Genomic DNA, 302 nt, shown 5'->3' on the forward strand with positions numbered 1-302 from the left:
TTTAAAACACTTAGTATTAAATCTGATTTAAATTTAGAAAATGAATATGAATGGACATATATTACTAAAGCAGGAAAAGAAATTCCTATTCTATTAGCAATTACAACACTAAAAGATAAAAACAATCAAACTCAAGGTTATATAGGTATTGCAAAAGACTTAACACAACGTAAAATACTTGAATCCCAAGCAAAACTAGCTTCAATGGGAGAAATGATTGGAAATATTGCACATCAATGGAGACAACCACTTAGTGTAATATCAACAATTGCTAGTGGTATTACAGTGAAAAGTGAATTTGG

The 302-nt window shown here is 28.8% G+C and carries 1 protein-coding gene; it reads left to right on the plus strand.

Translation table 11 applies throughout. The annotated features are described in order from the left end of the window. Positions 1-302, plus strand: a 302-nt coding sequence (locus tag ETC27_RS18465) for a PAS domain S-box protein (protein WP_136256066.1), incomplete at both ends; no start/stop codon positions are given.

The sequence above is a fragment of the Onishia niordana genome, assembly GCF_004798965.1.
GTDB classification, from domain to species: Bacteria; Pseudomonadota; Gammaproteobacteria; order Pseudomonadales; family Halomonadaceae; genus Onishia; species Onishia niordana.